Origin of the sequence: Streptomyces sp. NPDC059201, from assembly GCF_042754585.1 — a bacterium.
Taxonomy (GTDB): Bacteria; Actinomycetota; Actinomycetes; order Streptomycetales; family Streptomycetaceae; genus Streptomyces.
The window spans coordinates 770,702-793,886 of sequence record NZ_JBHZBB010000003.1 but is presented as its reverse complement, the minus strand read 5'-3'; the positions used below and the strand labels follow the sequence as shown (position 1 = coordinate 793,886).

The window sequence follows — 23,185 nt, the reverse complement described above, 5'->3', positions numbered from 1 at the left end:
TGAGCGAGGAGCGCGCTGCTGTGACCGCCGTGGTGGAACCGACCCTGCCGGGCCTCCCGGCGCCCCCCGAGTTCCTGGAGCGGGACGAGGACGGACAGCGGCTCGGGGCGCTCCTTTGGCGGCCCGGGCCCGGCTGGCGGGCCGTCAGCAGCGCGGTCCTCGGCGGCGGGATCGGCGAGCGGGCCTGGGTGATGAACGTCCAGGTCGCGCACGGCTACACCCGCACCGACCCCGCGGCGCACCTCGCCGCGCTCGCCCGCCGGGCCGGACTCCACGGGCCCGGCGTCGGCCTGATGACCGCCGCCGAGGTCGGCGGCCACGGGACGGCCGCCGACGGCGGCGTCGACGCGGTGGCCACCGCCGGGATAGAGGTACGCGGCTGGGCCGCGGCGCCGGGCCCGGCCGTACCGCCGCCGCAGACTCCCGGCACCATCAACATCGTCGTCACCGTCCCCGCCCCGCTCACCGACGCCGCCCTCGTCAACGCCGTGGCCACCGCCACCGAAGCCAAGGTGCAGGCCCTGCTGGACGCCGGCCACGACTGCTCCGGCACCCCGACGGACGCGGTCTGCGTCCTCGCCCGCGCGCCTCGGCCCGGCGGCCCCTCCGAACCCTTCGCGGGGCCGCGCTCGCTCTGGGGCGCGCGCCTGGCGCGCGCGGTGCACGGGGCGGTCGGCGCCGCCCTCCGGTGACGGGGGCGGCGGGTCAGGGCAGGGGGGTGCCGCGCGCGGCGGTCCAGAGCGCGTACCACTCCTCGTGGCCGAGGCCCGGGGCCCGTACCACCGCGTCGCGGCAGGCGCGGATCCGCTCGGGGCGGGAGGTGCCGATCACCGGCACGATCCCCGCGGGGTGGCGCTGGAGCCACCACAGCAGCACGGTCTCCGGGGTGGTGCCGTGGGTCTCGGCGAGCCGGCCCACGAGCGCCGCGGCCGGTCCGGCCGCCGGGTCGGAGTACCGGCCGCCGGCGAGCGCGCCCCACGCCTGGAGCTCGATGCCGCGCTCGGAGCAGTACTCGACCGTCCCGGAGGGGAAGCCGACGGCGGCCCCGGCCGGGGTGTTGACCAGGACGCCCTCCTCGACCCAGGCGCGGCTGCTCAGGCTCATCTCCAGTTGGTCGACGGCGAGCGGCACGTCCAGGAAGGACTGGAGGCGGGCGATCTGGGCGGCGTTCATGTTGGAGACGCCGAAGCGCCCGACCAGGCCCTGCCGGTGCAGGGACGACAGCGCGGCGGCCAGCTCCCCCGGGTCGGCGAGCGGGTCGGGCCGGTGCAGCAGCAGGACGTCGAGCCGGTCGGTACGCAGCCGGGTCAGCGACTCCTCGACGCGGCGCAGGACGCTCGGGCCACGCAGGTCGTAGAAGCCGGGCCGGTCGCCCTCGGGGAGGCGGATGCCGCACTTGGACTGGAGGGTGATCCGTTCGCGCAGGCCCGGCGTCCAGGCCAGCACCTCGCCGAAGACGGCCTCGGACTTGCCGTGGCGGTAGATGTCGGCGTGGTCGAAGGCGGTGATGCCGATGGCGAGCGCCGCCTCGACGGCCGCCTCGGCGCGGTCGATGTCCTCGGGGCCGTACGGCAGGCTGTCCCAGCCGCCGCCCAGGCCCATGCAGCCGTAGACCAGACGTCGGCCCCGGGCGGGCTGCTGTGTCACGGGGGAGGCTCCTTCGTCGGTACGGCCGCCGGTCATGCGCGGGGGCCGGGGGTGAGGGCGGCGGCCGGCGGCTCGACGGTGGCGAGCACCGGGAGCTGGGCGGGGGCGGCCGGGCCGGGGCCGTGGTCGGGGCCGGCCTCGACGAGGCGGACGGGCCGGCCGGGGTCCTCGCTCGGCCGGGCGGACGGCGCACAGCCGGCGACGCCGCCGAGGTCGACGCCGCAGCCGAGGACGACGACGTCGAACGCGTCACGGCTCACGCGCTCGCCCCCCGCGCGTCCAGGGCGGCTACCTCGGCCAGCAGGGTGGCCCGGTCGATGGCGTCGCCGCCGGTCGCGGGGACGGTGCAGGCGAAGGCTCCGGCCACGGCGCCGTAGCGGGCGCACCGGTCGAGGGGCTCGCCCGCGAGTCGGCCGAAGAGGAAGCCGGCGGCGTAGGCGTCGCCCGCGCCGTTGGAGTCGACGACCGGGCCGCGCGGGGCGACGGCCGGGACGTGGACCGGGGTGCCGCCGTCGCGGGTGAGGAGGGAGGAGCCCTCGGCGCCCGCGGTGGCGACGACCGCCTCGGCCCGGCCCCGCTCCAGGATCCGCCGCATGGTGGCCTCGGGGTCCTCCAGAGCGGTGGTGGAGACGAAGACCAGGTCGGAGCCGTACGCGAACTCCTCGTGGTAGGGGTTCTTACCGTCCCAGTCGTGCAGGTCGGTGGAGACGGTGAGCCCGGCCTCGTGGAGCAGCGGCAGGGCGTGGGCGCACGGGTGGGTGAGGGACACGTGCGCGTGCCGGCTGACGGCGGCCAGCTTGCGGACGGTGTCCTCGGGGAGCCGGTCGGACGCGTGCGAGCGGCTGTCGTCGTAGAGGGAGAGCCGGCGCCCGTCCGGGCCGACGAGGTTGACGGCGCGCTTGGTGCCGCCGGGCAGGAGCACTTCGGTGAAGTCGATGCCGTGGTCGCGGTGGAAGGCGCGGACCAGGTCGCCGGAGGGGTCGTCGCCGATCATGTCGAGGTGGTGGGTGCGCAGGCCGAGGGAGCTGAGGCCGAGGGCCACGAAGTCGCCGGTCTGGCCCGCGCGGGTCTCGATGCCGGGCCGGATCATGTAGCTGTCGGCGTACGGGAGCGGGAGCTCGGGGACGTACACGATGGTGTCGACGCCCGACCCTCCCAGGACGAGGACGTCGTACGCGCTGCTCATGGCTGTTCCTCTCGGGCACGGAGTGCTGAGGAGTCAACCAGCCCGCCGATCACGTCGGCAAGCTCTTGCAGGATATTTCAGAAAGCAGAGCGTCTCAGAAAGCGGAGAAGCCCGCCCCCGAGTGGGGAGCGGGCTTCGCTGTCCGCCGCGTACCGGCGGACGTGGATCAGGCGAGGACGACCGGCAGGTCGAAGAGGTCGTTCTGGGTCACCACCGGCTTGTTGCGCAGCTCCTCGCGCGGGACCGCGAGCCGCAGCTCCGGGAAGCGCGCGTACAGCGCCGGCAGCGCCACCGACGCCTCCAGGCGGGAGAGCGCCGCGCCCGGGCAGACGTGCGGGCCGTGGCCGAAGGAGATGTGACGGATCGTCTCGCGGGTGATGTCGAAGTCGCCCGCCGTCGGACCGTGCTGCGTCTCGTCCCGGCCGATCGCGCCGTGCGACACGATCAGCGCCTCGCCCTTCGGCAGGACGCGGTCGCCGACCTGGATGTCCTCGCTCGCGAACCGGATCAGCACGTGCGAGGTGGGCGTCGACCAGCGCAGGGTCTCCTCGATCACGTTCTCCCACGGCACCTCGCCCTTGAGGACCAGCGCGCGCTGCTCCGGGTGGGTCTCCAGGGCGACCACGGCGTTCACGATGAGGCTGATGGTCGTCTCGTGACCGGCGGCCACCATCAGCTGGAGGGTGTTGGTGATCTCCTCGGTGGAGAGCCGGTCGCCGTCCTCCGACGCCTCGATCAGCGCGCTCGTCAGGTCGTCGCCGGGCGATTCCTTCTTGCCCGCCACGATCCCGGCGAAGAGCGTGCCGAGGTCCGCCATCATCTGCGGCACCTCCTCCGGCGGCGTCTGCGTCGAGAAGAACTTGTCGAACAGCGCCTTCATCCGCGGGTGGTCCGCCGCGTCCACACCCATCAGCTCGCTGACGACGCGCATCGGCAGCGGGTACGCGAACTCGGCCTTCAGGTCCACCGTCCCGCCCGCCGGGCGCTCCGCGAGACCGTCGAGCAGACCCGTCGTCAGGGCCTCGATCCCGGCCCGCAGCCGCTCCACCCGGCGCGCGGTGAGCGCCTGGGCGACCAGCGTGCGCAGCCGGCGGTGCTCCTCGCCGTCCACCGTCAGCATCGACTTGCCGGGGTTGGCCAGGCCGATCAGCGGCCAGTCCAGGGGTATCTCGCCGCGCTGCCAGGCACCCCACTGGTCGATGTCCTTGACGAGCCGGCTGTCGGTGAGGAGGGCGCGGGCCTCGGCGTGCCGGGTGACGGCGAAGCAGGGCACGCCGCCGGGCAGCACGACCCGGGCCAGCGGGCCCGCCTCGCGGAGCCGGGCGCTCTCGCCGTCGAGGTCCGAGACGAAGGGGTCGAGGACGACGGGCTCGGCGCCCGCGGTGTGGTCGATCGGGCAGCTCATGCGGTCCCTCCAAGTGCGGGGGTCGGGGTGTAGGTCACGGGCAGGGCGCTGAGGCCGCGCAGCCAGGGGGAGGGGCGGCGGGCGAGCGCGGACTCGGCGACGGCGAGGTCGACGTCCGGCAGCCGGTCGAGGAGGACCTCGATGCCGGTCCTGGCGATGGTCTCGGCGACCTCCTGCGCGGGGAACGGGCAGCGGTGCTCGCCGTGGCCGAAGGAGAGGTGGGCGTTGTTGCCGCCGGTGAGGGCGGCGGCGTCGGCCCGGACGTGCGGGTCGGCGTTGGCGGCGGCGAGACCCAGCAGGACCAGGTCGCCGCGCTCGATGTGCCGCCCGCCGAGGTGGGTGTCGCGCGAGGCCCAGCGCCCGGCGACGTTCTGCGTCGGGGTGTCCTCCCACAGGACCTCGTTCATCGCCTCGCCGACGCTGTGCCGGCCGCCGGAGAGCGAGGCGGCGAAGCGGTCGTCGGTCAGCATCAGGCGCAGCGAGTTGCCGATCCAGTCGGCGGTGGGCTGGTGGCCCGCGGCCATCATCACCATGAGGTCCTGGGCGACCTCCTCGACGGTGAACCCGGCGGTGTTGCCGAGCATCCGCGACGCGACGTCGTCACCGGGGGTCTCCGACTTGGCGGTGAGCAGGGCCACCATGGACATGGCCAGGTGCTGCTGGCCCTCCAGCGCGCCCGGACCGCCGTTGATCATGTCGTTCATGGCGGTGACCAGCGCCGGGCCCTGCTCGTCGGCGAAGCCGTAGATGCTGGCGAGGACGCGGACCGGCAGCAGCATCGCGTACTCGGCGATGATGTCGCAGCTGCCCTTGCCGCACAGCGTGTCGATGAGCTCGTCGGCGAACCGCTCGGCGCGCCGCCGCAGTTCGAAGGGGTCGACGGACTCCAGCGCCGAGGAGATCACCTCGGCCCGCTCGCGGTGGCGCTCGCCGACCGTGTACAGGATCGACGGCTGCTTGCGGCCGATCATGGGCAGCAGAGGCCAGTCGGCGGGGATGGCGTCCCACTGGTTCCACAGCTCGGAGTCGCGGGAGAAGAGCACCGGGTCGCTGGTGACCTGGTGCAGTTCGCGGTAGCCGAGGACGAGCCAGGCGGGCACGTCGCCGTCGAGGACGACCGGGGCGACGGCCCCGTGGTCCCGCCGGATCCGCCGGTACAGCTCGACGGGGTCGGTGTGGAAGCGCGGGCCGCTCAGCGGGACGGGCGCGGGCTCGGCAGGGTTCACGGGGTGGGCTCCGGGACGGGCCGCCGGCCGTGTTCGGGGCCGGCGGCGACGACGTTCTTCAGGTGCTCGACGAGCGAGATGAGGACCTGCTTGCTGGACTCCCGGGAGCGGGCGTCGCAGAAGACCAGCGGGACCTCGTCGGCGAGGTCGAGGGCCTCGCGGATCTCGTCGGGGGTGTGCGCGGTGCCGCCGAAGTCGTTGCAGGCGACGACGAACGGGGTGCCGTGGTGCTCCAGGCGGTCGACGGCGTACCAGGAGTCCGAGATCCGCCGGGTGTCGACGAGGACGACCGCGCCGAGCGTCCCGGAGAAGAGCCGGTCCCACAGGAACCAGAACCGCTCCTGGCCGGGCGCGCCGAACAGGTACAGCACGTTGCGCGCGTCGAGCGAGATCCGGCCGAAGTCGAAGGCGACGGTGGTGGCCGTCTTGGCGGCGACGCCGACGGTGTCGTCGATGCCCTCGCCCGCCTGCGACATGGTCTCCTCGGTGTTCAGCGGACGGATCTCGCTGACCGAGCGGACCAGGGTGGTCTTGCCGACGCCGAAGCCTCCGACGACGACGATCTTCAGTCCGTTGTCGGCGGTGCTGCTCAGGGTCTGGCGCTGCTCAGAGATTGCGGAGTCCAACGAGCACCTGCTCCAGGATGTCGTGATCGGGAAGGCGGTACGAGGTGGGGCGCGGGTGCCGCGCGCTGATCCGGCCGGTGTCGTGCAGGTCGGCCAGGAGGATGCGGGTGATCGACACAGGCAGTCCGAGCCCGGCGGCGACCTCCACCACGGCGGTCGGGAAGCGGCACATGCGCAGGATGGCGGCGTGCTCGGACTGCATGCCGGGCACCGGATCGCTCTCCGCCACGACGAGCGTGACCACGTCGAAGGCGGTGGACCCGCTGCTGCTGCGGCCTCCCGTCAGGGTGTAGAGACGGTCGGGGGAGTCGTCGCGACCCGGCCTGACGCGGCTCATCCCCGCGGCCTCGCGACGAGGTGCTCGCCCAGCTGCTCGACCAGTTCGGTCATGTTGTGCCCGACGAGCCCGGCGTCGGCGTCCTCGTCCGCGACGAGCGCGAGGTGGGCGCCCTCCCCGGCCTCGACGATGAAGAGGATGCCGCCGTAGAACTCGGCCATCGCGGAGCGGACCCCGCCGGTGCCGTCGCCGAACTCCACGGACGCCCCGTGCGACAGGCTCTGGATGCCCGCGGCGATGGCGGAGAGCTGGTCGGCCTGGTCGACGGAGAGCCCGGAGGTGCGGCAGAGCTTCAGGCCGTCCCGGGAGAGCACCAGGGCGTGCCGGGTGCCCGGGGTCCGTTCCAGCAGGCCCTCCAGGAGCCAGCTGAGCTTGTCGTCGGTGGTCGTGCCGGTCATCGCGGGTTGCCTTCCGAATGGGGGTGGTCCGAGGGCGGCGTGGTCGGTTCCGCCGCGGGGGGAGCGGATGCGTCGGGGGCGGCGGGGGTCGCGCCGGGCCTGCCCTCGGTGCCGCGCGTGCCGCTCTGGAAGCCGCCGAAGCGGGCGCGGGCCGCCTCGCCGGTGCGGGGGGCGGCCGGGCGGGCCGGATCGGCCGGGGCCTTCTCCTGGTGCGCGGCGAGGGTCCGGCCGCGGCGGCGGCGCGGCAGCAGGATCCCGGACCCGTCGCCCTCGGCCGGGGCCTCGCCCGCCGTCTCGCCCGCCGTCTCGTGCGCCGCCTCCGGCTCGGCCGTGGCCGTGGCCGCGGGGGTGGCGGCCGGGGCGGGCGCGGAGCGCGGGGCGGGGATCTGCGCGGTGGCGGCGGGCTGGACGGCCGTCTCGGCGCCGCGGGTGATGATCTCCTGGGGCACCATCAGGACGACGCCGGTGCCGCCGCGCGCGGAGGGCCGGAAGGAGACCGACAGGTTGTGCTTGCGGGCCAGCCGGCCGACGACGTGGAGGCCGAGGCGGGTGCCGGAGAGGCCGGCCAGGTCCTGGGCCGACGCGTCGACGGCGGACTCGGCGCGCCGCAGCTGGACGTCGCTCATGGTCAGGCCGCTGTCCTCGACGGTGATGACGACACCCGCCGGGACCTCCTCCACGTAGACGTGGACCTCCGCGCTGGGCGGGGAGAAGTTGGCGGCGTTGTCGAGGAGCTCGGCGAGCGCGTGCATGACACCCTCGGCGGCGTGCCCGGCGACGGCCGCCTCGCACTTGGAGTGCAGCCGGACGCGCTGGTAGCCGGCGATACGGCCCATGGCGCCGCGCAGGATCGACTCCATGACGATGGGCCGGGCCCAGCGGCGGCCGGAGCGGGCCCCGGTGAGGACGGCGACGGAGTCCGCGAGCCGGCCGGCCTGCGCAGTGCGGTGGTCGAGGTGGAGCAGGTCGGCGAGGACGTCCTCGTCGGCGTGCCGGTGCTCCATCTCGCGCAGGTCCGCCATCATGCTCGTGGCCAGCGCCTGCATGCGTCCGGCCGCGTTCGCGGCGGCGGCGAGGGCGGCGGAGCGGGCGGACTCTGCGCGCCGCAGCCGCTGCTCCAGGCCCGCGACCGCGGCCGCGTGGCCGGCGGCGAGCCGCTCGGCCTCGGCCCGCTGCGAGCGGACCAGTTCGTCGGTGCGGGCCGCGTGGGCGGCCGTCTCGGCCGCCGACTGGGCCTCGTGACGCTCCCTCAGGGCCGCGACCTCGCGCTCGGCGGCCGCCTGGCGCTGGGAGGCGTACGTGTCCTGGGAGGCGACCTGGGCGGTCAGCCGTTCGGCGTGCTTGGTCAGGCCGCGGGCCGTGCGCGCGTACCAAGTGACGGCGAAGGCGGCGGCCGCGAGGAGCAGCACGCCGCAGACCGCGAACCAGGCCAGCGAGGGGCGGACTTCGGCCGGTGCGGCGCTCGTCGCGGCGGCGGTGAGCGCACCGCCCGCGGCGAGGGTCAGCACGGAGGCGATCAGGGCAGGGCGGAACGGGGTGGGCGACGCCGACATCAACCGGACTCTCGAGAGGCAGGCACAGGGGAGGTTCGGAACGACCGCACTATAGAGCCGTACTTGATCGGTTCGGAACTCACCCTGACCGTATCGGTATCCGGACTGACACAAAACCTTCCAAATGGTGGCGCTGATTCCGCCGGGGCGGGGCGCGGGGCGGCGTCAGGGGCGGGAAGGGGCGGGCCGTCGTGCCCATCCCCCGTGCGGGGCGGGCAGAATGACGGATCGTAGGGTGCGGACCCGGCTCGGCCGGGTCAGGGACGGGCCTTACGCGTTCCACTCCCGCGTCCCGACTCGACCCGACCGGAAGGCACTGCGGTGAAGCTGTCCGAAACAGGCCGTGGCGTCCTCGTCAGCGGCGCCTCCCGAGGGCTCGGCCGGGCCCTCGCCCAGGCGTTCGCGGCCAACGGCGACCGGGTGGCCGTCCACTACGGCACCCGCGCCGACGAGGCCCGCGCCACCCTCGCCTCCCTCGAAGGGACCGGGCACGTCCTGGTCGGCGGCGACCTCGCGGACCCCGCCGGAGCGGCGGAGGTCGTCGGCGCGGCGGTCGAGGGGCTGGGCGAGGGCGGCATCGACGTCCTGGTCAACAACGCCGCCGTGGCCGCCCCGCACCCGCTGGCGGAGACCCCGTACGAGGAGTGGGCGGCGATCTGGCAGCGGCACGTCGCCGTGAACCTGCTCGCCACCGCGAACCTGAGCCACCTCGTGGCCCGGAGGCTGATCGACCGGGGCTCGGGCGGACGGGTCGTCAACATCGGCTCCCGGGGCGCCTTCCGGGGCGAGCCGGACCACCCCGCCTACGGCGCGACCAAGGCCGCCGTCCACGCGCTCGGCCAGTCCCTCGCCGTCTCCCTCGCCCCGCACGGCATCGCCGTCGCCTCGGTCGCCCCCGGCTTCTTCACCACGGAACGGGTCGCGCCCCGCCTGGAGGGCCCCGAGGGCGAGGCGATCCGCGCGCAGAGCCCCTTCGGCCGGGTCGCGGACGCGGACGAGATCGCCGCGGCCGTCCTCTGGCTCGCCTCGCCCGCCGCCGAATGGGCCTCCGGGACGGTCCTGGACCTCAACGGGGCCTCGTACCTCAGGACCTGAGGATCTGTGGCCCTGAGGGCCTGACACCGACACGTGCCCCGGCGTGCGCGCGCCGGGTGAACGGTTCGAACGCGTGCCTCCCGCGCGCTTGCCCGAAAGGATGAACGGCGGGCGTCGGCGGCGTTTCGCACCGAGGGCCGCCGTCACCCTGCTGGCGTGCGTAAGGAGCGCGAGTTCACGTTCCCCTCCCCGCGGGCGCCCCGGCGGGCCCGGCCGGGACCGGGCGGCCGGGCGCCGCGACGACCGGCGGCGCGGTCGGGTGTGCGACAGGGTGTGCGGCCGCGCGCGCGGCCGGGTGTGCGGGACCGGGCGCGGTACTGGGTCGACCGGACGGTGGTGCGCGGGGCGGCGGCCCTCACCGCCTGGCTCGCCCTGGCCTGCCTGACGCTGGTGGCGCCCGCGAGCGCGCTGCTCGTGTGGACCGACAGCAAGGCGCCCGACACCCTCCAGGGCAAGGCCGCCACGGTCTGGCGGACGGTCGGCCAGACCCTCCGCCTCGGCGGCGAGGTCGGTCCGCCGCTGCGGATCGCCCTGTCGGTCTTCCTGGCGCTGGTGTCGCTGCTGTACGTCTCCACCCTGGTCGGCATCGTCACCACCGCGATCACCGACCGGCTCGCCGAACTGGAGCGCGGGCAGACCACGGTGGTCGAGCGCGGCCACACGGTGGTGCTCGGCTGGTCCGACCAGACGCCGACGGTCGTCGCGGAACTCCTCGCCGCCCACGCCCAGCACGGGCGCGGCGCCGTGGTCGTCCTCGCGGACCGCGACAAGACGGAGATGGAGCGGGAGCTGCGGGACGCGCTGCCGCCCCGCGCGCGCGTGCGGCTGCTGTGCCGCCGGGGCCGCCCCGCCGACCCGGCCGCGCTGGCCCGGGTCACCCCCGCCGCAGCAGAGGCGGTCGTCGTGCTGCCGCCGGACGGCCCCGGCGCCGACGCGCGGGCGATCAGGACGCTCCTCGCGCTCCGGGCGGCGGTGGGGGAGGGCTGTCCGGTACGGATCGTGGCGGCGGTCCGGGACGGCGCCCACCTGCCGGCCGCCCGCCTGGCCGCCGGTCCCGGCGCGGTGGTCCTGGACGTCGACGACCTGGCGGCCCGGCTGCTCGTCCAGTGCGTCCTGGAACCCGGGCTCGCGCTCGTCCTGGAGGACCTCCTGGACTTCGCGGGCGCCGAACTCCACACCCTCCACCGGGCCGCTCTCGCTGGCCGCCGCTACGCCGAACTCGCCGCCGCCTGCCCGGACTCCTGCGCGATCGGGTTCGTACGCGCCGACGGCACCCCGCACCTCGCCCCGCCCCCGGACACCGTGGCGGCCCCGGGCGACGACCTCGTCGTCCTGGCCGAGGACCACCGCGCGACCCTCCTCCCCGCCACACCGGACTCCGGGCGGCAGCCCTTTCCCAGCCGGCCCCCGTCGGCCCCCGCTCCCCGCCGGGCCCTGATCCTCGGCTGGAACCCCCGGGGCGAACGCGTGCTGGAGGGCCTGGCACGGGGCGGGGTGACGGCGGTGCAGGGCGACGGAGGGGGAGGGGGAGAGGCAGGGGGAGGCGCCGGGGCGGCGGAACCGGGGGCGTACGACCACGTGGTGGTCCTCGCGGGCCCGGACGGGGACGGGCAGCCCGACCCCGACGGCCGGGTGCTGGTCGACCTGCTCCATCTCCGGGCGTGGGAGGGGCGGTCGGGTCGGACCGTGCCGACGGTGGCCGAGCTCACCGACGCCCGCAACCGCCCGCTCGCCCCCGCCGGCGCCCGCACCGACCTCCTCGTCACCGGTCGCCTCGTGGCCCTCCTCATGGCCCAGGTGTCCCGGAACGGACACCTCGCCGCCGCCTTCGACGAGCTCTTCGCCCCCACCGGCAACGGCGTCCGTCTCCGCCCCGCCACCGACTTCCTCCCGCCCGGCACCGAGGCCCCCTTCGCGACGCTCGTCGCGGCCGCCGCCCGCCACGGCGCCGCCGCCATCGGCTACCGCCCCCGCGACTCCGCCCGCCCCCGCCTCAACCCGCCGAAGACGGAGCCCCGTCGGTGGTCGGCCGGTGACGTCCTGATCGTCATCGGCCCGCCCTGATCCTCCCCTCGACGCATGCCACCCGCCTGGCCCCGCCCGTAGTTGGAAATGAAAACGATTTCCGATAACGTCGCGGCGCACGGAACCGACGGCAGTCTGAGAGGAATCCCGGTGGGACATCTGCTGGTGATCGAGAGCTGGGTGGGGTCGATGAGCAGGCTCCTGCCCGCCGCCATCCACCAGGACGGGCACGAATTCACCTTCGTCACCCGCGACCTGCACCACTACCTGCGCGCCGCCCCCGCCGGCGAGGGCCCGCACCCGCTGCTCACCGCCCGCACCATCGTCACGGCCGACACCAACGACCTGTCCGCCTTCCTCCCGCGCCTGGAGGCCCTGCACGCCGTCCTCCGCTTCGACGGTGTGGTGTCCTCCTGCGACTACTACCTCCCGGCCGTCGCCCGGACCGCCCGCCGCCTCGGCCTCCCCGGCCCCGAGCCCGAGGCCGTCGAGGCCGCCTGCCGCAAGGACCTGACGCGCCGTACGCTCGCCGCCGCCGGAGTCCCCGGACCCCGGTACGCGCTCTGCGACGGCGCCGCCGAGGCCACGGCCGCCGCGCGGGAGATCGGCTACCCGCTCGTCGTGAAGCCCGTCGACCTGTGCGCGGGCATGCTGGTCCGCGAGGTGCGCGACGCGCGCGAACTGGAGCGCGCCTGCCAGGATCTCGCCGCGTTCCCCGTCAACGCCCGCGGCCAGGAACGCGACCCGGCCGTCCTCCTCGAAGAACGCCTCCACGGCCCCGAGGTCAGCGTCGAGACCGTCACCGCTGCCGGAACCACCCACGTCGTCGGCGTCACCGACAAGAGCATCGGGGGAGCCCCCGCCTTCATCGAGACCGGCCACATGTTCCCCGCCGGGATCGAGGAGACCGCCGCCGCGGAGGCCGCCGCCACCGCGCGTCGCGCCGTCGAGGCGCTCGGCCTCGACCACGTCGTCTGCCACACCGAGCTCAAACTGACCCCCGAGGGCCCCCGGGTCATCGAGGTCAACCCCCGCCCGGCCGGCAACCGCATCACCGAACTCGTCCGCCACGTCACCGGCGTCGACCTCGCCGCCGCCTGCGTCGACGTCGCCCTCGGCCGCACCCCGGACCTCGCGCCCCGCCCGACCGGCGTGCGCAGCGCCGCCATCTCCTTCCTGCTGCCCGACCTCCCGCCGACCGACACCGGCGGCGTCCTCGCGGGCATCGACGGAGCCGAGGCGGTACGCGACCGGCCCGAGGTCCTCGAACTCACCCTCGCCGCGCCCGGCCGGGCCGTCCACCCCGCCACCAGCAACAACGCCTACCTCGGCCACATCATGACCGCCGACCCCCACGGCCTCGGCGCCCGCGCCACCGCCGAGCGCCTGCTCGCCGCCCTGCGCCCCCGCTACACCACGGCGACGGTGCCCGCGTGACCCACCCCGCCCCGCACCCGAACCTCCCTGCGCACGCGCACCCGCACCCGTACGCGTACGAGCGCGGGAACGCGACGCGTACCGTCCCGCCCGCCCGGACCCACGGCGACCCGTCCGTCCGGACCCTCGCCGACCTCTTCCATCTCGTCCGCGCCGGGGCGTACGGCCCCGATCCCGCCCGCACCCGGATCGCGCTCGCCTTCACCACCGCGCAGGCCGTCCGGCACGAAGGCCGCGCGCACGGCTACCGCAACGAGGTGCTCAGCCTGCGGCTCGACGCCGCCGTCGGGTCCTGCGCGGTCGAACCGGGGACGCTGCCGCCGGGCGCCCTGGACGACTGCGTCGGCGCGACGGTCGCCGAACTCCTCGGGCACCCCCAGACGCCTGTACGGATCGCCGCCCTCGACGCCTACCTCGCCCATGTCCGCCCGCACACGCCCGCGTACGGAGCCCGCCCCCACCCACTCCCGGCGGGCGACAGCCTCACCCGCTCCCGGGCCCGCGCCCGTGCCGTCGTCGACCTGCTGCCCGACCCGGCACCCGGCCGCCCTGTCCTGGTCGTCGGCGTCGTCAACTCGCTCCTGGAACGGCTCCGCGCCCGTGGCCTCGCCTCTCTGCCCTGCGACCTCAAGGGCGGCACCACCGAGTGGGGCGAACCCGTCCGCACCGACGCGGCCGCCCTGCTCGACCACTGCGGCGCGATCCTGGCCTCCGGGATGACCCTCGGCAACGGCACCTTCCAGGGCCTCCTCGACCACGCCGCCCGCACCGGCAAGCCCCTGGTGATGTTCGCCCAGACCGGCAGCGCCGTCCTGCCCCGCTTCCTCGGCGCGGGCGTGACCGCCGTGTCGGCGGAGCCGTACCCCTTCTTCTGGCTCGACGGCGGTCCCGGGACGGTCCACCTCTACGGAGACCGCGCATGACACTCGCCCCGCCCCTTCCCCCGACCCGATCCGACGTGCAGAGCACCGAACCCGCCGCCGAACCGGGCCTGTTGGCCCTCCTTGGTCGGACCCCCGTCGCCCGGATCCACACTCCACTGCCCCACCAGCACCCCGGCTTCTGGGCCAAGCTCGAATGCCTCGGCGCCGGCGGGATGAAGGCCCGCTCCGCCGTCTCCCTGCTCACCGGCGCCCGGCGGCGCGGCGAACTGCGCCCCGGGGCAACGGTGGTGGAGTCCACCTCCGGCACCTTCGGCATCGGGCTCGCCTTCGCCGGACAGGCCCTCGGCCATCCCGTGGTCCTCGTCGGCGACACCGAACTCGAACCGTCCATAAGGCAGTTGCTCCGCAGTTACGGCGCCCGTCTCGAACTCGTCGACCGGCCCGCACCGCGCGGCGGCTGGCAGGCGGCCCGCCTCGCACGGCTGCGGGAGGTCCTGGAGTGCACCGAGCACGCCTACTGGCCTGATCAGTACAACAACCCCGACAATCCCGCCGGTTACCGCTCCATGGCCGCCGAGCTCGTCGCCCAGCTCGACCACGTCGACGTCCTGGTGTGCAGCGTCGGCACCGGCGGCCACAGCGCCGGACTGATCGGCCCGCTGCGCCGCCGCTGGCCCCGGCTCAGGGTCGTCGGCGTCGACTCCGTCGGCTCCGCGCTCTTCGGCCAGCCCGCCCGGCCCCGGCTGATGCGCGGCCTCGGCAGCAGCATCCACCCCCGCAACGTCCGGCCCGAACTCTTCGACGAGGTGCACTGGGTGGGCCCCGCCGAGGCCGTCGACGCCTGCCGCCGGCTCGCCCGCGGCAGCTTCGTCTCCGGCGGCTGGAGCACCGGGGCCGCCGCCCTGGTCGCCGCGTGGGCCGCCCGGGCCGAACCCGGCGCCGTCGTCGCCACCGTCTTCCCCGACGGCCCCCACCGCTACCTCGGCACCGTCTACGACGACGACTTCTGCCACGCCCACGGACTCACCGGCACCACCCCCGCCTCCCAGCCGCAGGAGATCCCGCACCCGCGCGCCGCCGAAGCCGTCGGCTGGACCCGCTGCCGTAACCCCACCCCAACTGCCGCCCCTGCCGCAGCACTTGTACCCACGCCCCGCCCGAAGGCCGCCGGAGGAGCCGTATGAGACTCACCTGGACCACCACGACCCTCCACCTCGCCGAGCCGCTCCGTATCTCCCGCTCCGTGACGGCCCGGCGCGGCGCCGTGCACGTCCGCCTCGCGCACGACGGGCTCGACGGCTGGGGCGAGGCCGTCAGCAGCCGCTACCTCGGGCTTCCCACCCGGGAGATCCTGCGGCACCTGGCCGCCGTGCGCCCGGCCGTCGAGCGGCTGCCGGACCCGGAGACCGCCTGGGCCGAACTCGCCCCCGCCGGGCCCGTCGGCGCCGCACTGCCCGCCGGGGTCCTCGCCGCCGTCGAGTCCGCCGTCCTCGACCTCACGGCCCGGCGCGCGGACGCCCCCGCCCACCGCCTCCTCGGCAGCCCCCGGCCGCCCTCCGCGCGCACCGCCCGCACCCTCGGCATCGTCCCACCCGCCCGCGCCGCCGCCGAGGCCGCGCGGCTGGCCGCCGCAGGGTTCACCGTCCTGAAGATCAAGGCGGGCGCCCCCGACCCGGCGGACGACCTCGACCGGGTCGCGGCCGTCCGGGAGGCCGCGCCCGCCGCCGAGCTGTTGCTCGACCCCAACGGCGCCTGGACCGAGGCGCGGGCGCTCGCCCTGCTGCCCCGCTTCGCCGCCCTCGGGGTCGCCTCCGTGGAGCAGCCCGTCCCGCCCGGCCGGCCCGAGATCCTGGCGCGGGTCGCCGCCGCCTCCCCGGTACCGGTCGTCGCCGACGAGGACGCCGTCACCCACGCGGACGCCCTCGCCCTCGCCGGACGCGTCCACGGAATCAACGTCAAGCTCGCCAAGTGCGGCGGAGTCCGCGCCGCGCTCCGCATCCTCGCCGCTCTGCGCGGCAGCGGCACCGACCTCATGCTCGGCTGTCTGACGGCGAGTTCGCTCGGGATCGCGCCCGCCGTCCACCTCGCCGACCGGGCCCGCTGGGTCGACCTCGACGGCCACCTCCTCCTCGCCGACGACCCCTGGACCGGCATCGGCGGCACCGACGGCACGGTGAGGACCACCACCCGCCCCGGACTCGGCGTCCACCCCCGAACGGCCAGGACGGCCCGGACGGCCCGGATGTCCCGGACGGCCTCCGGAAGGTCAACGCCCTGATCAGGGCGTTTCCTTGGGTGATACGAGCGCGGGCCGTCTGCCTTCTCGTGTCATCCGCCAGTACGAAGCCCGGCCGGGGGCGACGCAGACTCGGTGCCTGACGGAAGTACCACCCGGAGAACACGAGGGGGCGGCACGATGACGGTGCAGCAGTACGACGGGATCGGCGAGGCGTTCGAGGGGTTCAAGGCCCTGCCTCTGACCCGTTACGGAGAGGTGCCCAGCGTCCTGGAGCTGGTCGGGGACGTCACCGGGAAGTCGGTGCTCGACCTCGCCTGCGGCACGGGCTTCTACAGCAGGGAGCTGAAGCGGCGGGGCGCCACGGACGTCCTCGGTGTCGACATCTCCTCCGAGATGATCGCCGCCGCGCAGTCCATCGAGGGCCGCGACCCGCTGGGCCTGCGCTACGAGGTCGGCGACGTCGCCGAACTGCGGGAGTTCGACGAGCCGTTCGACCTCGCGCTCGGCGTGCAGTGTCTCAACTACGCGGGATCCATCGCGGAGCTGGAGCGCATGTGCGCCCGCGTCCACCGCAGCCTGGTGCCCGGCGGCTGGTTCCACGTCTTCGCGCAGAAGCCCGACTACGCCTTCGACTGCGCGTCCCTGGAGTCGTACGGCTTCCGCTGCGAGCCGACGGGTGAGGAGATCGAGACGGGCCCGCGGGTCCGGATCACCGCCCTCCTCGACCCGCAGCCCATCAGCATCGTGGGCTCCGCCCCGCGCCGCGAGGTCTACGAGGACGCCCTGGCCGCGGCCGGCTTCCGGGACGTGGAGTGGGTGCCGCTCCGGATCTCCGAGGCGGGCTACAAGGCGTACGGCGAGGAGTTCTGGGCCGACCTCCTCGCCCACCCGCCCCTCGAACTCCTCCGCTGCCGCGCCTGAGCACCCCCCGAACCCCCTGAGAGGCCCGGAGCGGCCCGCCGCCGCCCCGCGCCCCTCAGGGCCCGGCCCCGACCAGCCCGCGCCCCCGCATACCTGCGGTGGCGTGTGAGCGTCCGATGTTCGGTATGTCCGGTGTGTCTCCGGCCGGGGAGCGCCCGTGATCGGCTAGGGAGGGGGCATGGGTACTTCGGAGGACGGGCGCCGGTCGATGGGCCGCCGCGCCTTCACGGCGGCGCTGACGGGCTCGGCGATGACGGCGATGAGGGGGATGACCGTCATGACGGGGATGGCGGCGATGACGGGGATGCTGGGCGGCTGTTCCTCGGGGGCGTCCGGTACCGGCGGCGCGGCCACCCCGGGACCCGGCGTCGACGCGGCGGAGGCGGTCGCGCGCGCGTACACCTTCCTCGACCGCCGGGTCGACGAGGCCGCCGGCGGGGCCCGACAGGGCCTGCCGCGCAGCTACACCGGCGGCTGGATGGAGACGCACCACTCCACCGTCGCCTTCACCTACGACGTCGCGCTCACCGTCATCGCCTACTGCGCCCGCGCGACGGACGGCGACCTCGACCGGGCCACCGCCCTCGCCCGTACCCTCCTCGCCCTCCAGGACGGCGACGCCGAGGGCGACGGCCGGATCCGCCAGTCGTACACCTCTGGCAAGGTCACCGCGCCGGACGGACTGCCCGCCGTCGCCGCCGACGACTCCTACACCGGCGCCCAGGCGTGGACCGGACTCGCCCTCCTCCACGTCCACCGCCACGCCGGCGGCGACGCGTTCCGCTCCGGCGCGCTGCGGCTCGCCCGGTGGATCCAGGACCACACCGCGGACGACCGGGGCATCCCCGGCTACACCGGCGGCCTCACCGCCTCCGGCACCGCCCTCACCTGGAAGGCCACCGAGCACAACATCGACGTCGCCGCGCTCTTCCGCGGCCTCGCCGACGCCACCGGGGACAGCGCCTGGTCGGACCGGGCGGGCGTCGCCACCGCCTTCCTCGGCGCCCTGTGGGACGGCGACGGCGGCGCCTTCTGGACCGGCACCGGCACCGACGGCTCCACCGTCAACCGCACACCCGTCCCCGAGGACCCCCAGAGCTGGTCCTACCTGGCGACCGGCGACGCCCGGCACGCCGCCTCCCTGGACTGGGCGCTCACCCACCTCGCGGCCGAGGACGGCGGGTTCAGCGGGGTGTCGGTCAGCGACGCCGACACCTCCAAGGTCTGGTTCGAGGGCACCGCCCACATGGCGGCCGCCCTGCGCCGCCGCGACGGCGACGGGGACCGCGACCGGTCCGACCGCCTCCTCGCCACCCTCCGCTCGGCCCAGGCCCACGCCCCGAACGCCGACGGATACGGCATCGTCGCCGCCTCCTCGGACGGGCTGCGCACCGGCGAGGGCGACACCCTGTACGCCAGCCTGCACACCGGGACCACCGCGTGGTTCGCGCTCACCGCCCGGGGCGCCGACCCGTTCCTCACCGGCTGAGGCTCAGTCGAGCCAGAGCGCGCGCGCCGTCAGCGCCGCCGCGACGAGCAGCAGCACCAGCAGCTCCCACCAGAAGAGCCGCCGGTCCCGCCGCCGGTCCCCGGCGGTCAGCTCCGCCACGTGCCGCCGCAGCTCCTCCCCGGAGTCCGGGTCCGCCGTCATCCCGCCGCCACCTTCCCGGTCTTCTCCGTCTTGTCCCACGTCAGCTCCGCCTTCCTCCGCTCCTGCACCCAGGCCGCCACCAGGCACGCCGACAGCAGCGAGCCGTACCCGACCAGCGTCAGCAGCACCGGCGACAGGAACCGCAGGCGCGTGCCGCTCAGCAGCTTCGCGCCCCACGCGAGCGGCAGCGACAGACCCAGCCAGGCGTAGACACAGGCCATGAGGAGCCGCGGCGCGCCGTCGTCCGTGAGCAGCCCGCCGCTCTCCAGCAGCGGGCGGAGGACGCCCGGCAGGGCGGTGAACACCAGCACGCACGTGGACACCAGGCCCGGATAGATCAGGGCCTCCCACCAGCAGCGCCGGAAGGTGCCCGGATCGACCGCCGCCGAGAGCCCCAGGATCAGCAGGTAGCAGACGAGGTTGATCAGCCACAGCCAGTGGAACAGCTGCCACGAGCGGTCCGAGTCGGTGAAGTAGAGGAAGAGCAGCGCGGCGGAGCAGACCGTCTGGAGGACCGGCGTCGCGAGGAGCGCGTACCAGATCAGACCGAAGAGGACCGAGCCCAGCCGATGCCCCTCCCGTCGCTTCCACGGCCGGAACCACAGACTCCGGTAGCGGTGCGTCACCTGGAGGTTGCCCCGCGCCCAGCGCATCCGCTGCTTCCACAGCCCCTTCACGTCGCCCGGCTCCTCGGCGAGCACGGTCGCGTACCCGTCGAAGACGACCCGGCGCCCGGCCCGCTGCGTCTCGAAGGTGGTGACGGTGTCCTCGGCCAGCGTGGACGTGTCGATCCGGCCGCCGATCGCCTCCAGGCTCGCCCTGCCGTGCAGCTGCGCCCCGCCGGCCAGACAGGCGACGACGCCGAGGACGTTCTGCGCGCGCCGGGCGGCCGCCTGCGCGGTGATGTACTCGAAGGCGATGTAGCGGGTCAGGTAGTTGCCCTGCCGACCGCTGCCCTCCTTGATGTACGCGGTGACGGCGCCGACCGCCGGATCGGCGAGGTGACGCGTCATCCGCAGCAGCGCGTCGCGGTCGAAGACGACGTCCGCGTCCATCACGAGCACGGCCTCCGCCCAGTCGTCGCCGAGGACGTGCGCGAGCCCGTGGTTGAGCGTGTGGGCCTTGCCCTGGCCGCCGTCCTCCCGGCGCAGGTGCACCACCCGCCCCGGATGCCGGGCCATCAGCTCCCGCATCACCGCGGGCGTGTCGTCGGTGCTCGCGTCGTCGATCACGACCACTCGCAGCCGGTCCGGCGGATAGCGCATGCGGAGCAGCCCCTCCACGGAGGCGGTGAGGACGGGGGCCTCGTTCCACGCCGGGATGAGGACGGCGGTACGGGGCACGTGCGGGGGCCCGTCCTCGTACAGGTGCCGGAAGCGCTGGAGGCCGACCAGCAGGAACTGGACCATCGCGACCACCAGCGGTACCGCGCCGAGGAAGACCGCGACGGTGGCGAGGACGTGCAGGATCTGGTTCAGGAGGTGCACCGTTCCTCCGTCGTCGCGTCGGCGAGCGCCCCGGCGACCCAGGGGAAGCGGCCGACGGCCTCCGCCCGGTGGGCGTCGCTGCCGGCCGCGAGCCGGACCCCCGCGCGGTGCAGCAGCCGGGCCGTGCGGACGGAGGGGCACCGCCACTTCTCGTTCAGCTCGACCGGGACGCCGCGCTCCCGGCAGGCCCGTACGAGGGGGTCGAGCAGCGCCGCGTCGACGCCGTCCTCGTCGAGCCCGGCCTTGGGCAGCACGCTGAACAGGTGCGCCACATGGGCGGTCAGGTGAGGCGGGACGCGCTCGATCGCCCGCGCCGTCGCGAGGACCAGCAGCCGCAGGGCCTCGTCCGGCGCCAGCCGCCCCTCGTCGAGCAGGGCCCGTACGGCATCGGGGTGGGCGGGCCCGTCGGGCAGCGGGAACCGGTGGTCGGCCAGCGCGACGTGCTCGATCCCCGTCAGGTCCTCCGGGAGGTCGATCCGGCCCTCGGTGTCGAGGATCTTCGCCTCCACCCCGCACACCAGCGCCAGCGGCGCCGCGTCCCGTGCCGCGCGGACGGCCTTCACGTACGCGGGGAGGTAGGTGGTGTCCGCGCGCACGTGGTCGGTGAGCACGAGCGTGCGGAGCCCGGCGCCCTCGGCCGCCGCCACGACGGCGGCGAGCGGATCGCGCCCGTCGGAGAAGTCGGTGTGGGTGTGCAGATCGGTACGCAGCGGATCGGGGCCGGGGCCGGGGCCGGGGCCGGGGTCGAGGTCGGGGTCACGCCCGGTGAGGTCCGGGTCCTCCGTCGCCCCCTCGCCGGTCACGCCGCCGCCTGCCCGGGCGCCGCCTGCCCGTTCGGCGCCTGCCCGGGCGCCGTCGCGTCCGGCGGGGCGGCCTCGGTGGTGTCGCCCATGGCGCCGAGTTCGCGCGGGGAGAGGACGACGTCCTGCCAGTGGCGGACGATCGCGGTCTCGCGCTGGACGATCCGGTCCGGCAGCTCCATGCCCAGCAGCGAGGCGACCGCCCACTTCGGCATGTCCACCCCGGCGGCCACCGTCAGCGACATGCCGCCCGGCGGACGGGGGTTGACCTCCAGCAGCGCGGCCTTACCGGCCCGGTCCTCGCGGACCTGGACGTTCAGGACGCCGCGCAGCCCGAGGGTGCGGACGGTGTCCTCCGCGATCCCGGACAGCTCCGGCAGGTCGAGCACGCGCCCGGCCACGACGATGCCCGAGTCCGTCTTGTCGCGGGCCCGGGGCACGGCGGCCACGACCCGCCCCCCGGCGTCCGTCAGCACGTCGACGGAGTACTCGGTGCCCGGCAGGAACTCCTGGAGCAGGTAGGAGCCGTCGCGCGGCAGCCCGGCCAGGTCCGCCGCCGAGCGGACGAGGACGATGCCCCGGGAGCCGGAGCCGGTGCGCGGCTTGGCGATCGCCGGGAAGCCGCCCCCGGGCTGCTCCGCCGCGCCCGGGGCGCCGAGGAGCCGCGTGTCCGGCAGCCGTACCGCGCCCTGGCACGCCTCGGCGAGCCGCCACTTGTCCAGGCACGTCTCCAGGGCGTCGGCGGGGGAGACCAGCACCCGGACGCCCGCCGCGGCGAAGGCGCCGGCCGCGTGGGCGAGCGCCACCAGCTCCGCGTCCACGGTCGGCACCAGCACGTCGATCTCGTGCCGCGCGCACAGGCGCAGCAGCGCCTCGGCGTAGCCGGGGGCGGCGCCGGGCGGCACCAGCATTCGGTAGGCGCGCGGGACGAGGTACAGCCCGGCGCCGTTGGGGTCGAGGTCCGCCGCGTACCGCTCGGCCACCCCGTCCAGGGCGCGCAGGAAGCACACGCCGGAGGGACCGCCCGCGCCCGTGACCAGGACCCGGGGCGGCCTGCCGAGGGGCAGGGCGAGATCGGGTACGGGGGCGGGCGCGGGGTCAGGGGTGGCAGTCGCCGTCGTGGGGGCGGCCGAGGGAGTAGCGCTCATGGACGAGCTCCAGGGGTTCGGCGTAGCGGGTCTGGGAGAAGCGGCCCCAGTAGCGGGCGGTGGACCGCAGCAGGTCCTCGTCGAGGTACCAGCGGCTCGACGCCTGCGAGTGGTGGGCGGCGATCGCGGCGAGCTTGGCCGCGACGTCGGCCTCGCTCAGCTCGACGAACCGGTTCGGCTTGTACGACACGGTGGCCGAGGGCGACTGGTAGCAGGCGAGCCGCGTCACCTTGCGGCAGGCCACGAGGGTGGCGCGGTGGACCGCGCGGTGGTCCTGGTGGGTGTCGCTCTCGGAGTGCACGACGACGACGTCCGGGGAGACCTCGGCGACGGCCCGCTCGACCGCCTCCACGGTGGACCGGTCGTCGACCATGGAGCCGTCCGGGAGGTCCTCCATGAGGAGCCGGGCGCCCAGCGTCTCGGCGGCGCGGTGCGCCTCCTTCCGGCGGCGCGCGGGATCGCCGCCGCCTCCGCCGCGCGACATGGTGAGGACGGTGACGTCCCAGCCGCTGCGGGTGCGCCGGTGGATGGTGCCGCCCACGCCGATCTCGACGTCGTCCGGATGGGCTCCGACGACCAGCATCCGCAGCGAGCGCTGGCCCGCGCCCTCGATGCCGAGCGGGTCGGCCCGTTCGGTCATGGCCCGCGCCACGGCGGTCGCCAGGCCCTCCGCGTCGGAGCGTTCGACCAGGTCGGCGGCCCGGCCGCGCAGCGCGGCGACCGCGAGCCGGGCGCTGGGAGCGTCGTCCGTCACGACGACGGGGACCCCGGGGAGCCGCCCCCGCCACTCCTCCAGCAGCTCGGCCAGCGCGCCGTCGCCCCCGCCGAGCCCGGTGTGCCACACGGCCGCGTCCCAGAGCCGTACGGGCTCCTGCGGGTCGGCCCCGAGCCGCAGGAAGGCCGCCGGGGAGTCGACGGTGCACACCGAGGCCGCCCCGCGGGCGCGCAGGGCCGTGACGATGCGCGCGGCGGTGTCCGCGTCCGCCTCACCCAGGAGGATGTGCGCTCCGGCGAGGGGTGCGGCGTCGGCGTCGGGGTGGGCTCCCCCGTCGTCAGTACCAGGCATTTCGGACATAAAGGCACATTACAAGGGTCGCGGACCCCTCTCGACCGGGAGCAC

The 23,185-nt window shown here is 75.4% G+C and carries 23 protein-coding genes; 9 read left to right on the top strand and 14 right to left on the bottom strand.

Annotated elements, in window-relative coordinates:
* The first annotated feature begins 20 nt into the window (after positions 1–20).
* Complete coding sequence (locus ACFXMG_RS13890) at positions 21–692, top strand: adenosylcobinamide amidohydrolase (RefSeq protein WP_383818013.1); 672 nt, start codon at positions 21–23, stop codon at positions 690–692.
* A gap of 13 nt (positions 693–705) precedes the next feature.
* Here ACFXMG_RS13890 and ACFXMG_RS13885 read toward each other — a convergent pair whose 3' ends face one another.
* The 9 genes from ACFXMG_RS13885 to ACFXMG_RS13845 form a co-directional block, all read right to left on the bottom strand.
* Positions 706–1,647 carry an aldo/keto reductase family oxidoreductase gene (locus ACFXMG_RS13885; RefSeq protein WP_383818012.1) on the bottom strand — a complete coding sequence of 314 codons (942 nt, stop codon included), beginning with the start codon at positions 1,645–1,647 and terminating at the stop codon, positions 706–708.
* 32 nt (positions 1,648–1,679) lie between these two features.
* On the bottom strand, positions 1,680–1,907 hold the full coding sequence (locus tag ACFXMG_RS13880) for a hypothetical protein (protein WP_383818011.1): 228 nt from the start codon (positions 1,905–1,907) through the stop codon (positions 1,680–1,682).
* On the bottom strand, positions 1,904–2,833 hold the full coding sequence (locus ACFXMG_RS13875) for an adenosine kinase (RefSeq protein ID WP_383818009.1): 930 nt from the start codon (positions 2,831–2,833) through the stop codon (positions 1,904–1,906). The genes ACFXMG_RS13880 and ACFXMG_RS13875 overlap by 4 nt, the downstream gene beginning before the upstream one ends.
* 166 nt (positions 2,834–2,999) lie before the next feature.
* Positions 3,000–4,238 carry a cytochrome P450 gene (locus tag ACFXMG_RS13870; protein WP_383818008.1) on the bottom strand — a complete coding sequence of 413 codons (1,239 nt, stop codon included), beginning with the start codon at positions 4,236–4,238 and terminating at the stop codon, positions 3,000–3,002.
* Complete coding sequence (locus ACFXMG_RS13865) at positions 4,235–5,464, bottom strand: cytochrome P450 (protein WP_383818006.1); 1,230 nt, start codon at positions 5,462–5,464, stop codon at positions 4,235–4,237. Before ACFXMG_RS13865 ends, ACFXMG_RS13870 begins: the two co-directional genes overlap by 4 nt.
* Positions 5,461–6,090, bottom strand: a complete 630-nt coding sequence (locus ACFXMG_RS13860) for an ATP/GTP-binding protein (RefSeq protein ID WP_383818005.1) — start codon at positions 6,088–6,090, stop codon at positions 5,461–5,463. The genes ACFXMG_RS13865 and ACFXMG_RS13860 overlap by 4 nt, the downstream gene beginning before the upstream one ends.
* Positions 6,071–6,427, bottom strand: a complete 357-nt coding sequence (locus ACFXMG_RS13855; RefSeq protein WP_189978806.1) for a DUF742 domain-containing protein — start codon at positions 6,425–6,427, stop codon at positions 6,071–6,073. The genes ACFXMG_RS13860 and ACFXMG_RS13855 overlap by 20 nt, the downstream gene beginning before the upstream one ends.
* Positions 6,424–6,825 carry a roadblock/LC7 domain-containing protein gene (locus tag ACFXMG_RS13850; protein ID WP_043225763.1) on the bottom strand — a complete coding sequence of 134 codons (402 nt, stop codon included), beginning with the start codon at positions 6,823–6,825 and terminating at the stop codon, positions 6,424–6,426. The genes ACFXMG_RS13855 and ACFXMG_RS13850 overlap by 4 nt, the downstream gene beginning before the upstream one ends.
* A complete protein-coding gene (locus tag ACFXMG_RS13845) occupies positions 6,822–8,378 on the bottom strand; it encodes a sensor histidine kinase (RefSeq protein ID WP_383818002.1) in 1,557 nt (518 codons plus the stop codon). The genes ACFXMG_RS13850 and ACFXMG_RS13845 overlap by 4 nt, the downstream gene beginning before the upstream one ends.
* A 321-nt stretch (positions 8,379–8,699) precedes the next feature.
* Between ACFXMG_RS13845 and ACFXMG_RS13840 the strand changes: the two genes are divergently transcribed.
* The 8 genes from ACFXMG_RS13840 (at position 8,700) to ACFXMG_RS13805 (ending at position 18,468) form a co-directional block, all read left to right on the top strand.
* Complete coding sequence (locus ACFXMG_RS13840; RefSeq protein WP_383818000.1) at positions 8,700–9,473, top strand: SDR family NAD(P)-dependent oxidoreductase; 774 nt, start codon at positions 8,700–8,702, stop codon at positions 9,471–9,473.
* Between the two features lie 273 nt (positions 9,474–9,746).
* Positions 9,747–11,537 carry an NAD-binding lipoprotein gene (locus ACFXMG_RS13835; RefSeq protein WP_383817998.1) on the top strand — a complete coding sequence of 597 codons (1,791 nt, stop codon included), beginning with the start codon at positions 9,747–9,749 and terminating at the stop codon, positions 11,535–11,537.
* A gap of 111 nt (positions 11,538–11,648) precedes the next feature.
* Positions 11,649–12,935 carry an ATP-grasp domain-containing protein gene (locus ACFXMG_RS13830; RefSeq protein ID WP_383817996.1) on the top strand — a complete coding sequence of 429 codons (1,287 nt, stop codon included), beginning with the start codon at positions 11,649–11,651 and terminating at the stop codon, positions 12,933–12,935.
* Entirely contained in the window at positions 12,932–13,858 is a 927-nt protein-coding gene (locus ACFXMG_RS13825) for a Rossmann-like domain-containing protein (protein WP_383817994.1), read from the top strand. The genes ACFXMG_RS13830 and ACFXMG_RS13825 overlap by 4 nt, the downstream gene beginning before the upstream one ends.
* Positions 13,855–15,003 carry a PLP-dependent cysteine synthase family protein gene (locus ACFXMG_RS13820; RefSeq protein WP_383817992.1) on the top strand — a complete coding sequence of 383 codons (1,149 nt, stop codon included), beginning with the start codon at positions 13,855–13,857 and terminating at the stop codon, positions 15,001–15,003. Before ACFXMG_RS13825 ends, ACFXMG_RS13820 begins: the two co-directional genes overlap by 4 nt.
* Positions 15,000–16,097 (top strand): enolase C-terminal domain-like protein, encoded by a 1,098-nt coding sequence (locus ACFXMG_RS13815; RefSeq protein ID WP_383817991.1) that lies wholly within the window; start codon positions 15,000–15,002, stop codon positions 16,095–16,097. Before ACFXMG_RS13820 ends, ACFXMG_RS13815 begins: the two co-directional genes overlap by 4 nt.
* 138 nt (positions 16,098–16,235) lie before the next feature.
* Complete coding sequence (locus ACFXMG_RS13810; protein WP_383817990.1) at positions 16,236–16,979, top strand: class I SAM-dependent methyltransferase; 744 nt, start codon at positions 16,236–16,238, stop codon at positions 16,977–16,979.
* Between the two features lie 178 nt (positions 16,980–17,157).
* Positions 17,158–18,468, top strand: coding sequence for a hypothetical protein (locus ACFXMG_RS13805; protein WP_383817988.1), 1,311 nt, complete (start codon positions 17,158–17,160; stop codon positions 18,466–18,468).
* Positions 18,469–18,471: 3 nt separating this feature from the next.
* On the opposite strand, the gene ACFXMG_RS13800 is transcribed toward ACFXMG_RS13805, so the two are convergent.
* From ACFXMG_RS13800 to ACFXMG_RS13780, 5 genes are read right to left on the bottom strand one after another with little or no spacing between them, the layout of a single operon-like run.
* A complete protein-coding gene (locus ACFXMG_RS13800) occupies positions 18,472–18,630 on the bottom strand; it encodes a hypothetical protein (protein WP_383817986.1) in 159 nt (52 codons plus the stop codon).
* The gene (locus ACFXMG_RS13795; RefSeq protein WP_383817985.1) at positions 18,627–20,117 is read right to left on the bottom strand and encodes a glycosyltransferase; all 1,491 of its coding nucleotides are present in this window, start codon (positions 20,115–20,117) and stop codon (positions 18,627–18,629) included. The genes ACFXMG_RS13800 and ACFXMG_RS13795 overlap by 4 nt, the downstream gene beginning before the upstream one ends.
* A complete protein-coding gene (locus ACFXMG_RS13790) occupies positions 20,105–20,920 on the bottom strand; it encodes a PHP domain-containing protein (protein ID WP_383817984.1) in 816 nt (271 codons plus the stop codon). The genes ACFXMG_RS13795 and ACFXMG_RS13790 overlap by 13 nt, the downstream gene beginning before the upstream one ends.
* A complete protein-coding gene (locus tag ACFXMG_RS13785; protein ID WP_383817982.1) occupies positions 20,917–22,065 on the bottom strand; it encodes an ATP-grasp domain-containing protein in 1,149 nt (382 codons plus the stop codon). The genes ACFXMG_RS13790 and ACFXMG_RS13785 overlap by 4 nt, the downstream gene beginning before the upstream one ends.
* Complete coding sequence (locus ACFXMG_RS13780; protein WP_383817980.1) at positions 22,016–23,131, bottom strand: PIG-L deacetylase family protein; 1,116 nt, start codon at positions 23,129–23,131, stop codon at positions 22,016–22,018. Before ACFXMG_RS13780 ends, ACFXMG_RS13785 begins: the two co-directional genes overlap by 50 nt.
* Positions 23,132–23,185: the final 54 nt, after the last annotated feature.

What these genes read in the sequence shown, in the direction of transcription:
- ACFXMG_RS13875 (WP_383818009.1), bottom strand. Translation starts at nt 2,833, where the DNA reads ATGAGCAGCGCGTACGACGTCCTCGTCCTGGGAGGGTCGGGCGTCGAC.
- ACFXMG_RS13870 (WP_383818008.1), bottom strand. Translation starts at nt 4,238, where the DNA reads ATGAGCTGCCCGATCGACCACACCGCGGGCGCCGAGCCCGTCGTCCTC.
- ACFXMG_RS13855 (WP_189978806.1), bottom strand. Translation starts at nt 6,427, where the DNA reads ATGAGCCGCGTCAGGCCGGGTCGCGACGACTCCCCCGACCGTCTCTAC.
- ACFXMG_RS13850 (WP_043225763.1), bottom strand. Translation starts at nt 6,825, where the DNA reads ATGACCGGCACGACCACCGACGACAAGCTCAGCTGGCTCCTGGAGGGC.
- ACFXMG_RS13845 (WP_383818002.1), bottom strand. Translation starts at nt 8,378, where the DNA reads ATGTCGGCGTCGCCCACCCCGTTCCGCCCTGCCCTGATCGCCTCCGTG.
- ACFXMG_RS13820 (WP_383817992.1), top strand. Translation starts at nt 13,855, where the DNA reads ATGACACTCGCCCCGCCCCTTCCCCCGACCCGATCCGACGTGCAGAGC.
- ACFXMG_RS13815 (WP_383817991.1), top strand. Translation starts at nt 15,000, where the DNA reads ATGAGACTCACCTGGACCACCACGACCCTCCACCTCGCCGAGCCGCTC.
- ACFXMG_RS13810 (WP_383817990.1), top strand. Translation starts at nt 16,236, where the DNA reads ATGACGGTGCAGCAGTACGACGGGATCGGCGAGGCGTTCGAGGGGTTC.
- ACFXMG_RS13805 (WP_383817988.1), top strand. Translation starts at nt 17,158, where the DNA reads ATGGGTACTTCGGAGGACGGGCGCCGGTCGATGGGCCGCCGCGCCTTC.
- ACFXMG_RS13800 (WP_383817986.1), bottom strand. Translation starts at nt 18,630, where the DNA reads ATGACGGCGGACCCGGACTCCGGGGAGGAGCTGCGGCGGCACGTGGCG.
- ACFXMG_RS13785 (WP_383817982.1), bottom strand. Translation starts at nt 22,065, where the DNA reads ATGAGCGCTACTCCCTCGGCCGCCCCCACGACGGCGACTGCCACCCCT.
- ACFXMG_RS13780 (WP_383817980.1), bottom strand. Translation starts at nt 23,131, where the DNA reads ATGCCTGGTACTGACGACGGGGGAGCCCACCCCGACGCCGACGCCGCA.